The 12,415-nt window shown below is 39.1% G+C and carries 10 protein-coding genes; 1 reads left to right on the forward strand and 9 read right to left on the reverse strand.

All coding sequences use genetic code 11. The annotated features are described in order from the left end of the window. Positions 1–25: 25 nt before the first annotated feature. From ADS77_RS13260 to ADS77_RS13270, 3 genes are all read right to left on the reverse strand, one after another. Entirely contained in the window at positions 26–700 is a 675-nt protein-coding gene (locus ADS77_RS13260) for a hypothetical protein (RefSeq protein ID WP_054454868.1), read from the reverse strand. Between the two features lie 110 nt (positions 701–810). Further along, entirely contained in the window at positions 811–1,629 is an 819-nt protein-coding gene (gene cysE / locus ADS77_RS13265) for a serine O-acetyltransferase (protein ID WP_054204220.1), read from the reverse strand. Between the two features lie 560 nt (positions 1,630–2,189). Next, positions 2,190–5,075: a M16 family metallopeptidase gene (locus tag ADS77_RS13270; protein WP_054454870.1), complete on the reverse strand. Its 2,886-nt coding sequence runs from the start codon at positions 5,073–5,075 to the stop codon at positions 2,190–2,192. A 523-nt stretch (positions 5,076–5,598) separates the two neighbouring features. Here ADS77_RS13270 and ADS77_RS13275 point away from each other — a divergent pair. After that, positions 5,599–6,555: a methylenetetrahydrofolate reductase gene (locus ADS77_RS13275; protein ID WP_054204222.1), complete on the forward strand. Its 957-nt coding sequence runs from the start codon at positions 5,599–5,601 to the stop codon at positions 6,553–6,555. 10 nt (positions 6,556–6,565) lie between these two features. Here ADS77_RS13275 and ADS77_RS22725 read toward each other — a convergent pair whose 3' ends face one another. From ADS77_RS22725 to ADS77_RS13300, 6 genes are all read right to left on the reverse strand, one after another. Then, positions 6,566–7,039: a GGDEF domain-containing protein gene (locus ADS77_RS22725; RefSeq protein WP_235575781.1), complete on the reverse strand. Its 474-nt coding sequence runs from the start codon at positions 7,037–7,039 to the stop codon at positions 6,566–6,568. After that, entirely contained in the window at positions 7,014–7,544 is a 531-nt protein-coding gene (locus ADS77_RS22730; RefSeq protein ID WP_235575782.1) for a GAF domain-containing protein, read from the reverse strand. The genes ADS77_RS22725 and ADS77_RS22730 overlap by 26 nt, the downstream gene beginning before the upstream one ends. Positions 7,545–7,775: 231 nt before the next feature. After that, a complete protein-coding gene (locus ADS77_RS13285) occupies positions 7,776–9,020 on the reverse strand; it encodes a DEAD/DEAH box helicase (protein ID WP_054204224.1) in 1,245 nt (414 codons plus the stop codon). Positions 9,021–9,129: 109 nt separating this feature from the next. Continuing rightward, positions 9,130–9,831: a DUF3581 domain-containing protein gene (locus tag ADS77_RS13290; protein ID WP_054204225.1), complete on the reverse strand. Its 702-nt coding sequence runs from the start codon at positions 9,829–9,831 to the stop codon at positions 9,130–9,132. A 322-nt stretch (positions 9,832–10,153) separates the two neighbouring features. Next, positions 10,154–11,638: a glutamate--tRNA ligase gene (gltX, locus tag ADS77_RS13295; protein ID WP_054454872.1), complete on the reverse strand. Its 1,485-nt coding sequence runs from the start codon at positions 11,636–11,638 to the stop codon at positions 10,154–10,156. Positions 11,639–11,720: 82 nt separating this feature from the next. Beyond that, positions 11,721–12,080 carry a glutaredoxin domain-containing protein gene (locus tag ADS77_RS13300; protein WP_054204227.1) on the reverse strand — a complete coding sequence of 120 codons (360 nt, stop codon included), beginning with the start codon at positions 12,078–12,080 and terminating at the stop codon, positions 11,721–11,723. Positions 12,081–12,415 lie beyond the last annotated feature (335 nt).

The raw sequence follows: 12,415 nt of genomic DNA on the forward strand, positions 1-12,415 counted from the left end.
GACTCTTTGCTTGCTGCACAATTGGTTATTTTGACTCTGTAGCAAGCAGTAAAGAAAAGTCTCGATCGCTGGATTTGGATGTACTAACGGTAAATTGTTGCCAAAATTCTTGTTTTACCAACTTATCATTTAACTCACGCCAGTGAATATGGTTAAAATCATCCATATCTTTTGGTGCTGAAAGGTCAAATTTACATACCGAACTTTTGCACTGAGCATTTACCATGTCTGGGGTGATGCTTAGATCGGCCGTTTGCAAAAAGTCTTTCATTGCGGTCTCTGTTCGATAAGCCCACTCTTCGTTACGTGTTTGTTCGTCAAATTGGGTTAGTAACGCCTGTTCAAGATCGGTGGGAGCATTGAGGCGTTTTTCATATACTTTTACAAGCTTACGCTGTGTTTCTAATTCAACTCTCAACTCTTCTAACTGAGCTTCAAGTGGTGCAGGGTTTACTAATTCAGATATTGCTGAAATATTTACTCCAGCAATATCTGTTTGGCTTTGCGTTGCACTAACAGGCGCAGGAGGAAGCTTAATTGAGTCTGACTCATTAAGAAATGTTTGAAACGCTTGCTCTGATTGAACATCATCTTCAAAAAATGCTAATTGAGAGGAGGCGATAAATCCAAAAAAAACAGAAGTAATAGTTACACCAGCTAAAAAAGCCAATAATAAAGAAAGATAAATATTTTTTATCATTGTGCGGTAATTCCTTTACTACCCTTGACCACGGCTTGTAATCGAGGTTTTACTAAATCACTGTATTTCCCAAGATGATCACACCTTGGGATAGCCTGAATAAGTATGGTTTATAACATTGCACTGGTATGTGATTCGTTCTGTGGCTCATCCGCATCTAAAAAGTTTTGGTTCATGCTTTTCGCCGGACAGGGACAGTTTGGTTTACCCACTATTTTAGCTGGAACGCCAACAACAGTCGTATGTGCAGGTACTGCACTCAGAACAACCGAACCTGCACCAATGCGCGCCCCTTCGCCTACTTCAATGTTACCTAATACTTTTGCACCTGCACCAATCAAAACACCGGCACGAATTTTTGGATGTCGGTCACCTTTTTCATTACCTGTACCGCCTAGCGTCACAGACTGCAAGATAGACACGTTATCTTCTATTATGGCTGTTTCACCAATAACTATACCAGTTGCATGGTCAAACATAATACCATGGCCGACTTTACAAGCAGGATGGATATCAACGCCAAATACTTCTGAGGTACGACTTTGAATAAATCGCGCGAGCTCTTTACGATTTTGGCGCCATAAGCAATGGGCAAGTCTATGTGCTTGAATTGCATGAAAACCCTTTAAGTTTAATATCACTGTTAAATAGGTATCGGCAGCTGGGTCACGATCTTTAACGGCTTTTATATCATGAGCAACATGCGTGAGCATTCGGTCACAATCAACAAAGGCCTGATCAAATAATTCTCGAATGGTAAATGCTGATACCACTGCGTCCGACAATTTATTAGCAACAATAAAGCTCAGCGCAGACCCTAAACACTCATGATTTAAAATGCATGAATACACATGACTTGCTAACAGAGGTTCACGGGTAACGACTTCTTTTGCTTCAGTGCGAAGCTGTTGCCAAATTTCATGACGCATAGGTTTGCCTTATTTAATACCTAGATGGGCTTTTCCTCAGTCTAACGGATTTCTACCTTGATGTGTTAATACAGCCGTTATTTGTTCTGGTTATTATATATAACTAATCTATACCCAAGCCACCTCAAGATGCACAATTCAGCGTTTCACAGGGGCTTAATACCAATCGTGTTAAGTTAATGACCATTTATAGCGAAAGATAAATACAGTGATAACAAGGCAGAAACTTTGACATGGTGTTGTTCTCGGCAATTGCTCCTGCATTGCTCTACCTCCTGCATCCATGTAGTCGTATATGAAAAATTACTAACGCAGTTAGCGCTTTATTTAGTCCGCTAGAATGGTTAAATATTTAAGCCGATTGGTATAATATCAAGGCGTTACTTTGCAACAATAAGTCGTCCCTTTTAAGAAGTAGCAACGATAAGAGTGAGTACCGGTGAAATGCCCGAAGAGTTGGTTTGGGTATATTGGCTTACTTTGTTATAGGCAAAATAAAAATGCCCTAATTATTGGGGCATTTTAGTTAAGCTGAGCTTTCTTAAGTATTTGAATATTGATTATTCAAATACTTTATCTACAGCAAGTACTTCAATATTTTTCGCTGGTATTGCCAGTTTATAATCAGCAATGACTTTATCTTCGGCAACTAACTCAGCTGGTTTTTCAGCGTTATACACCATTGGCGATGTTTGCTCTGACGCTAGGCGTTTTTGCATGTCTTTGCCATCACCTGTGATAAATACATACTGAATATTATCCGTTTGTAAGTTAGCTTTAATAACGCGGTTTACGTCAGCTACAGTGAGCTTTTCAAGCTTACTGGTTACATATTTTACGAAGGTATCTGTATTATAAAATTCACTGTCAAGCGCATAACCCAATTGACGATTTTGACTTGCGACCATTTGTGGCACAAAGTTGATTAAGAAGTTACGCGTTGCGTCAAAGTCTTTTTCTGTCATGCCATTTTTGATCAGCTTATCAAGTTCAAATAACGCTGTACGTGTTGCAAAGTGCGCATCGTTATTTGAACGAAGTGGGCGTAACCAGACTTGAAATATTTGCTCTGAACGACCTAGGTTTGCATCAGGTTTAGTTTGATACATACCACGAGGGAAATACTCGATATACGCGTAATCACCGTAGTTCATGCCACGTGTTTGACGAATGCGCTCATATAAATATGAGTTAGAGCTGCGGTGTTCGCCAAAGTAAGAACGCACAAGCCAAAGCGCAGTCCAATCTTCGCTACTACGAATAGTATCTATAGGGAAGCCAAATGATACCGCCGTTGACTGTGCTGACTTTTCAACAATAGTTGCGTGGTGACCTTTTAACTCTGGTGCATCTGGAATTGATAAACGGCTTTGCTCACCTTTAGGTAATGCGCTTAAATCCGCAAACATGGTGTTTTTAAGCGAATCAGGCACTGCACCAATCAAACCAACTGTAAGCTTGGCTTGAGTAAATTCTTTAGCATAAAACGCCTTTACATCATTTAATGTTAACGCTTCTAGATCAGATAAGTCACCATAGTTATAACTTTCATAAGGGTGGCCTTGATATAGTTTGTGATAAAGCACTTCTTTACCTAGCTCTTCATCGTTAGACGCTTTTAGGCCCGATTTAATGCCGTCAATCAGTTCTTTCTTTAAACGTTTAAAGTCATCTTCTCTAAAACCGGGGTTAAGTAACTGCTCACTTACAAGCGCATACCATTTTGCTGCATTATCTTTATGAACACGCCCTTGCAATGAAATCATTTCTTTATCTAATTGGTAACCAAAGCTGCCAGCCAGTGGATAAAGCGCTTGTTTGATATCGTTATAGCTCTTAGATTCTGAGCCACCTTGTGCAAGCATTGCTGCTGTTAGTGCTGCTACGCCTTTTTGACCTTTAGGGTCTGCCGCAGCGCCAGTATGAAATAACCAATTTACATCAATCAGTGGTGAGCTATTGGTTTTATCAAGCACATTAAAATGGCGTTCTTTAACCGTTTGCTGACTAGCAACTAAGGTATTTAAATCAACCTCTTGATCAAACCCTGCAATTTTATCAAGTGCAGACATAGTTACGGTTGTACGGCTGCTATCTATAAAATATTTATTAGCAATGCTTTGAATATCTTGCGCACTGATACTGTCAGCGGTTGCATATAGCTGATTAACAACTTCAGGGTCTCGCTCAAAATGCATGTAACTTGCAAGTGTTGATGCGATTGATTGAGATGAATCTAAACCATTAATAAAGCTGTACTTAAGGTTCGATTTTAAATCAGCTAACTTTTGACTATCAACTAATTCTGTACGAGCTTTTGCATAAGTATTATTAATTGCTTCGCGGGCTTTCGCTAAATCTTCTTCATTTTCAACTTTTACAAACACATGGAGTAAACCCGGATCTTTAGTGTCTGGGTTGTAGCTAAACATTTGGCTAGCAATTTGTTTGTTAACAACTAACTCTTGATATAGCTCTGAGTTGCTTGAAAAATAAAGCTGAGAGAGAAGATCAAGTGCAGCTCTGTCTTTTTTCTTAGGTTCCCAAGCTGCCCCTTTATAAGACACTAACAACCAATGCCCTGGTAAGCCTTCATTTTGCTCATGTACATATTTAGCAGCTTGTTGTTTTGGCTCGGTTGGTATATCGGCAACATAGTCGCCCTTTTGCCACTGACCCCAATGTTTTTTAACCATTGCCATAGTCTCTTGCGGATCGACATCCCCCACAATCACTAACGATACATATTCAGGCTTATAAAACTTCTCAAAAAACTCTTTACCATAGGCCATTTGATCGGGCATCGCTTCAATGTCTTCAAAAAAGCCCATTGTGGTATGTTTATAAGTGTGTTTTTCGAATGCTTCATTACGAACAGCTGAAAGTAACTTGCGTACTGGGCTGGCATTATTTTTAAGGTACTCACCTTTAACAGTTAATGCTTCGGTACGGAACTGCTCTTCTGAATACTTTAAGTTTTGAAAAATATCAGCTTCGATCTCAAGCACTTTATCAAGATGCTGCTTAGAGAAATTTAAATGGTAGTTAGTATAATCATTTGTTGTATACGCGCGGTTATCTACGCCTGAGTTTTTTAAAATATCTGAATATACATCTTGCGGAAATTTTTCAGATCCTTTGAACATCATGTGCTCAAAAAAGTGTGCAAAACCGGTTTTTCCTGCTTCAACTTCATTACGTGAACCGACAGAGACAGGTATTTGTAATGAAACAACATCAGGGTAGTCAGTTTTAACAACCATGACGCGTAAACCATTCTCTAACTCTTCAAGTAAGTAGTCTTGTGAAAACACACGATCATTTGCAGCTTTAGCAGCCGTTTGTGTTATTTCAACCTCTTTCACCATAGTTGAACCTGAGTTACTCGCACAACCACTTAGTGCAAGTGTCACCGCGAGGCTTGTTGCTAATAATTTAAATTTCATTGCTATCCCTTGTTAGTTGAATAAATTTCTTGTTTTTAGTCATTTTATTATGCAATAAAGCGAGCAGATATGAGAGCCCTAGCGCAGCTATTTATGTAAACAGTTGTGTATACCCAAATCACCTGAAGATATGAGTTTCAGTTGGAATTAAAAGCGATTTAGGCAAGGCATTGATTACAGGCAATGGTTATTCCCTTATCAAAATCAATCCATTACAAAGGTAACGCAGTATAAATCGCTTTTAAACCAATCCTTTGGGCGTTTCACCGGCACTTACTTTCTGCGTTGTTACTCCTTAAAAGGGATCGCCATTATTACGAAGTAACGCCTTGATATTAAGCCCCTGTGAAACGCTGAATCCTACATATTGAGGTGGCTTGGGTATATATACAAACTCAGTTACATGCCAAACATGAATAAATTTCATATTAATTGAATAACTTTCATTAAAAAAATCTATCTAGACGTCTAAATGGCTGTTATATTGTTTGGCATAGACATCTAAACAGCTGGAATGAGAGTTATGGCTTTATCACTGCAAGAGAAAATCGAAGATACCAATCAAGGCGTGTATTTAATTGGTACAACTCCGCCACGTATTGGAACTGATGAAACTCAGCTTGAAACCATTGCACAAAAGCTTTTAGCTCGTTTACATGAAATTGAATACGATGGTGTCATCATATACGACATTCAAGATGAAAGCAGTCGCACAGAAAAACCACGGCCATTCCCTTTTAAACAAACGGTCGACCCGCGTGAGTACAGTCACTTGTTACGTAAGTTATCACACCAAGATGTCATCACTTATAAAAGTGTGGCACAACGCGGGGTGGCTGAATTTAAAGATTGGTTAAGCGAAACGAAGGAAAAATTTGATTTAAAAAACTTAGTGCTAGTAGGTAGCCCATCGTCTGCTGGCGATATTAAATTAAGCTTACCTAACGCTTATAAAACCCTAAGTGAACAGCAGCAAGATTTCTTTTTAGGCGGTGTTACGATTGCAGAACGTCATGCAAGTAAGCGAAATGAACATGAACGTCTGCTTGAGAAAACGGCGCAAGGGTGTCAATTTTTTATCTCACAAGCCGTATACGACGCGCAAGCAACCATTGATTTAATTACCAGTTATGTACGTAGCTGTAAAGCACAAGATATTGAGCCAAAACGCATTATCCTAACGTTTACACCGTGTGGTAGTGAAAAAACCTTAGACTTTATGGAGTGGTTAGGTATATCAGTGCCTGAAGCGACAAAGTGGCGCATGCTAGATTCGCACAACCCATTAAGTGAGTCTGTGCGTATTTGCCGCGAAAATTTAGACTTGATCTTAAAAAGCTGTGCACATTTAGAGGTGCCGTTAGGTTTAAATATTGAAAGCTTAACTAACCGCAAAGAAGAAATCGACGCATCAATAAACCTATACCGTTTATTAAAAGCGACTATGGAACTTAATTTAGCTGAAAAACAAATAGCCTAACAACTTACGTTTAAAGTAATTGCCCAGCTTTAAACGCCAATTTATTTTTATACATGTCTTTATCGGCTTTATTGAGTAGTATTTCAAACGTTTCTTTGGTGTGCTCAGCAAATCCATAACCAATACTAATACTCAACGGTGGTAAAGACAGCTTAGCTAATTGAGCATTATACCCTTGAACTATCTTAGCCTTTATTTGAAGTGGTTCATTGGTATCATTTGTTTGTAATACAACCACAAATTCATCTCCCCCCAAGCGGCCTATTATATCAGCCTCTCTTAAGCACTCTTTAAGCGTTGCGGCTAATGCAACCAATGCTTTATCACCTACCTCATGGCCATGCGTATCGTTTAGTAACTTAAAATCATTTACATCGATAAATAGACAACAGACCTCAAAACCTAACCTTTGCGCTAAATTTAGCTTTTGCTGAGAAAGAATACTTACTGCACGCCGATTATAAATATGAGTAAGGGGGATCAAGCATGGCTATTTCGCGCATTTGCACAAAACTATTAACCATGAATAAATCATCTTCAATCATATCCCGTAATTGTTTTATCAACTCTAAGTAATTTCGCTGATAATCTGTCTGCTCAAAATCCATCACACACAAAGTGCCAAAAACATCCCCATTGGGCCAATGAATAGGCAAGCCTAAATAAGATTCAAACCCATCTTTGCTTACTTCAGGGTTGTCGTGCCAATATTCATCATTACTGGCATTATTAACATAGAGGGAATGATTATCTTGTACGACTTTTTTACAAAATATGTTGGTTTCTAGGGGGATCATAGTACCCGCAGTGTAAGGATTGTCTTGCTGTTCACTGGCAATGACAACACGATAACCACTTTGCATCGCTTGCACAATAAAACCCGCAGGCGCAGCAAATAGGTCAGACATTAAATCGACTGTTTTTTGCCACTTCTGCAGTGATATTTGATTATCTTTGTCTGTAAAAATCCACTGGTTGCTTTTAAACATAGCACATACTCACACAATTAACCTTATATGAGTATACCCAAACCACCTCAAGATGCGAGTTTCAGTTGGAGTTAAAATTGGGCGTTTCGCAGGCGCTTACTCTCATCGTTGTTACTTCTTAAAAGGGACTGCCATTCTTGCAAAGTAACGCCTTGATATTTGTTGTGATTCAATTAAACCCCTGTGAAACGCTGAATCCTGCATCTTGAGGTGATTTGGGTATATAAACTACTAACGACGACGGTTTGGAGTTTTTTTGCCCAAAACACGCTTTTTGTCGCGTTCTTTACGGGATTTATTACTATTTTTACGATTATCTTTCGGCTTTTTGTTTGGATCAGGCTCATAACCTGTTAGCCACTGTGGTGTTAAACGCGTATCAAGTAACACTTCAATCTCTTCCAGTAACCATTGCTCATCAAGGCTTACTAAAGACATGGCGAGCCCTTGTTCACCAGCGCGCCCTGTACGACCGATGCGGTGTACATAATCTTCAGCAATATAAGGTAATTCAAAATTAATAACGTATTTTAACGCTGGAATATCAAGGCCTCGTGCAGCTACATCCGTAGCCACTAAAACGCGTGTTGAACCTTCTTTAAAATCTAACAAAGCTCTATCGCGTGCGCCTTGCGATTTATCGCCATGGATTGACTGTGTTTTTAAACCGTCTTTACACATTTCTTTAGCGAGCTGATCGGCCATTTGCTTAGTGCGCGTAAAAATTAATACTTGGCGCCAGTTTTTCATGCCAATCATGTGTGATACAAGCTCACGCTTACGGTCTTCATCTACCGCGTAAATAACCTGTTCAACTTCAACAGCCGCAGAGTTTCGCTTATCAACTTCCACGAGTTCTGGGTTTCTAAGTAATTTTTTACTAAGCTCAAAAACACTGTCATCAAATGTGGCTGAGAATAATAATGTTTGGCGATCACTCGGCACATGGCGCAGTATACGTTTTATCTCATCAATAAAGCCCATGTCGAGCATACGGTCCGCTTCATCAAAGACTAATGAATCAACACTTGAAAGTTTAATGCTGCCTTTAATGATGTGATCAAGTAAACGCCCTGGTGTGGCGACTACGACTTGCGCATCTTTCATCGCTTTAATTTGCGGGCCAATACTGGCACCACCATAAGCTAAAGCGCCTTTTATATCACTGCCCTGTGCGTACTTTTCAAAACTGGCAAACACTTGCTGAGCCAGCTCACGCGTTGGCGTTAAAATAAGAACACGAGCCAAGCCTTGCTCATCTTTTTTAGGCGTGTTTAGCAACTTATGCAATAGCGGTAATACAAATGCGGCTGTTTTGCCTGTGCCTGTTTGCGCACTGCCCATTACATCACTACCCGCTAAGATAAGGGGGATAGTTTTGAGTTGAATTGCGGTAGGTTGAGTATAATTGTTTTGCTCAATTGCGTTTAATAACACCGGATCGAGATTAAGTGATGAGAATGTAGTAGCAGACATAGGCTTGGCTTTAAAATGACAAAGAGCGCTATTGTACGCATATTCAGCCACCTCGTAAATTAACCAATAAAAAAGGCGCTAATTTAGCGCCTTAATATAAATGGTTGCTTTATGCTGGTTTTAAAGTTGCTTTACGTTCATTGTAAAACGCAATTAAATCATCAACCGTTGTTTGGCAATACTCACGAATACCTGAGACCACCATATGCTTTTCACCACAACCTACTTTAACGCCATTTTCTAATAGGTTAAAACGTAATGTGATTTTACCGCGCTTGCCTGTGTATTCAAAACTTGGCTCTGCAAATTCAAGTGTAGGCGCTGTAATATCAATATTATCAAGATTAATAAGCATTGATTCGTAAATAACCATTGGTCGTGCGGGGTTAATCATTACCTCTTGCTTACCCATTAGTGGAATAATCACATGGGGGAAAGTAGTACCAGAGAACTCAACATAATTTTTTATTAAACTATTCGTTAGTGTTGGGCATTGACTGGTTTTACCTTCACGCTTGACCTTTAAAATAACCTTATCACCACTGGTTATTTCAAACTCATCGGCACCTTCTGGAAAGTGTAGTTTAGTATTTTCATCCACCATACCCGAAAACGTAAATTCCATTCGCTCACTCAGACCATAGCGGTCTAGCACTAATGAAAAAAGTAAGTCTCCTGGTGCGCAAAATTTCTTTGCATCTTTATCATGAAGAGGATTGTAATCATCAGCAATACATTTGGCGAAACGACAACCTTGCTCACGAGAAATAGAAACATAATCAGCATGTTGCTGATAAAAAGGACTTAACATAGTTTTTTCACTGCTTAAACTGCTTATAACCGAGTTATTCTACCAGATAAAAATTAAATAGAGGTCGAATCTGTTAAAGTTTTGTTTCAAATATAAAAAACCGAGATGTAGAACCTCGGTTTTAAAATTTATAAAATGCTTTGATATTTATACCCAAATTACCTCAAGATACGAGTTTTAGTTGGAATTTACTCCCATCGTTGTTACTTATTAAAAGGGATTGCCATTGTTGCAAAGTAACGCCTTGGTATTAAGCCCCTGTGAAACGCTGAATTCTGCATTTTGAGGTGGCTTGGGTATTATCAGCTATTTGATCATATCTTTAGCTCGCAGGGTATTCACGATACGCACGCTCGATATTCTTAGCCTGCTTTTTAGAAATACCTAAATGAGCAAGTGCCACACGTAAACGAGCTCGTGATAGGTCAGACCCTAAAATCTCCATCGCATCAAGCACTGATGTAGATGATGTTTTGCCTGTGATTGCTACAAATATCGGCTCTAAAAAGTCTTTAATTTTAAGCTCGTGGAATGTTGCCACTTCTTTTGCGATAGCAAAAATAGCTGGTTTATCAAAACTACGTAAGCCTTCAAGCTGCCATACAAAAAATTGTAAAGCTTGGCGAATTATATTCTCATCCGCTTTACCTGCCGTTAATAAAGCCGGATCGTAAGTTGGAATACCACCTACAAAATGACCAGCTAAATCAACCATATCCGACAAAGTATTAATACGCGTTTTCGCTTCAGGTAATACTTTAGCAAGCATTTTAGCGTTAAATTTCCAATCAACAAAGCGCTGTACAAGTTCTTCGTCAGTTAGATTTTCGCGGATCCACATGCCGTTTAACCAGCTTAATTTGTCTACGTCAAATACAGGGCCACCAAGCGATACACGCTTCATGTCAAAGTTTTCAATCATTTCAGCAAGTGTGAACTTTTCACGCTCATCAGGCATTGACCAGCCCATACGGCCTAAGTAGTTCAGTACCGCTTCTGGCAGGTAGCCCATTTCTTTATAGTAGTTAATAGACGTTGGGTTTTTACGCTTAGACAGCTTTGATTTATCTGGGTTGCGTAATAATGGTAAATGGCCAAGTACTGGCGCTTGCCAACCAAAATCTTCATACAGTTTTAATAACTTAGGTGCTGAGTTGATCCACTCTTCACCACGGAAAATATGACTAATTTCCATGTGATGGTCATCAACAACATTCGCTAAAAAGTAAGTAGGGAAACCATCTGCTTTAAGCAGAACCTGCATGTCAACATTTTCCCACGGGATCTCAATTTCATCACGTAAGTAATCGTTAAACTTAAAGGTACCTTCGCTTGGGATTTTCATACGTATAACGTAAGGTTTGCCCGCAGCTAAGTTTGCTTTAATTTCTTCGTCTGTGTGATTTAAACCACGACCGTCGTATTTAGGGCGTAGGCCTTCTGCCATTTGCTCTTCACGCATTTGATCAAGTTCTTCGCTGGTTGCAAAACAATAAAATGCTTTGCCATCGTCAACTAATTGATGCGCATATTTTTTATATAAATCACTTCGTTCTGATTGGCGATAAGGACCAAATTCGCCGCCCACATCAGGACCATGATCCCATTGAAGGCCTAACCAACGAAGGCTATCCATAATAGCTTGTTCTGATTCTGATGTACTACGTACTTGGTCGGTATCTTCAATACGAAGTACAAACTCGCCACCTTGTTGTTTGGCAAAACAGTAATTGAATAAGGCGATATAAGCGGTGCCAAGATGCGGGTCACCCGTTGGTGATGGTGCAACACGTGTGCGAATTGTCATGGTTAAGTTCTCTTTCTATGGGCAATAAAATTGCGCTAAATGCCAACATAGCAAATGCGCTATAAAAATGAATACAGGGGTATTATGCGGCTACTTTATTTAAGTAAGCAATAATATCGTTTGATTCGTATAACCAAGTAACTTGATTATTTTCTTCTATACGTAAGCACGGTACTTTTATTTTTCCGCCTTGTTCTAGTAGCTCTTGACGATACTGCTCATTATTTTTAGCGTCACGTGTGTCTACCTTTAAACCTTCACGCTTAATAGCGCGACGTACTTTTACACAAAATGGACAGGCTTTGAATTGATACAATTTAAATTGTGCGGTGCGCTCATCTAATTGAGCTTGCTCTGGCGCGGGACGTTTTTTACTACGTGGCGTAAAAACAAAATCAAAAAACAAGATTAAACTACCTAAGACTAACCGAACTAACTTCATTTACTTCGCCCTTGTAACCAACAATTTAGGGCGCGATTTTAACACACATAATTACCAAGTCACTTGGAAATAAGTAATTCTATTTGATGTAAATATAGGAATATTTACCTATTCGCGTATATTTAAATTGCACTTGATGTATTGATTATATTAAAAAACGTACAAGCATTAGCGCTGAAGTAAAGCATATCACCCACATTTAACTTTGTGTGGGGATTAATAAATATGGAAACAGTGTCACGGTTAAAGTGATTATTGACATAAATCGCAAAAACGTTTTTTTCAAACCTTTATAAGCGAAGACATAAGTGCATTATCTAGCTCAAGTTAACCAC

It is taken from the genome of Pseudoalteromonas porphyrae (assembly GCF_001298125.1).
Taxonomy (GTDB): domain Bacteria; phylum Pseudomonadota; class Gammaproteobacteria; order Enterobacterales; family Alteromonadaceae; genus Pseudoalteromonas; species Pseudoalteromonas neustonica.

Excerpts from the sequence above, each read along its gene's own strand:
- ADS77_RS13260 (WP_054454868.1), bottom strand. The coding sequence starts at position 700 with ATGATAAAAAATATTTATCTTTCTTTATTATTGGCTTTTTTAGCTGGT.
- cysE (WP_054204220.1), bottom strand. The coding sequence starts at position 1,629 with ATGCGTCATGAAATTTGGCAACAGCTTCGCACTGAAGCAAAAGAAGTC.
- ADS77_RS13270 (WP_054454870.1), bottom strand. The coding sequence starts at position 5,075 with ATGAAATTTAAATTATTAGCAACAAGCCTCGCGGTGACACTTGCACTA.
- ADS77_RS13275 (WP_054204222.1), top strand. The coding sequence starts at position 5,599 with ATGGCTTTATCACTGCAAGAGAAAATCGAAGATACCAATCAAGGCGTG.
- ADS77_RS22730 (WP_235575782.1), bottom strand. The coding sequence starts at position 7,544 with ATGTTTAAAAGCAACCAGTGGATTTTTACAGACAAAGATAATCAAATA.
- ADS77_RS13285 (WP_054204224.1), bottom strand. The coding sequence starts at position 9,020 with ATGTCTGCTACTACATTCTCATCACTTAATCTCGATCCGGTGTTATTA.
- ADS77_RS13290 (WP_054204225.1), bottom strand. The coding sequence starts at position 9,831 with ATGTTAAGTCCTTTTTATCAGCAACATGCTGATTATGTTTCTATTTCT.
- gltX (WP_054454872.1), bottom strand. The coding sequence starts at position 11,638 with ATGACAATTCGCACACGTGTTGCACCATCACCAACGGGTGACCCGCAT.
- ADS77_RS13300 (WP_054204227.1), bottom strand. The coding sequence starts at position 12,080 with ATGAAGTTAGTTCGGTTAGTCTTAGGTAGTTTAATCTTGTTTTTTGAT.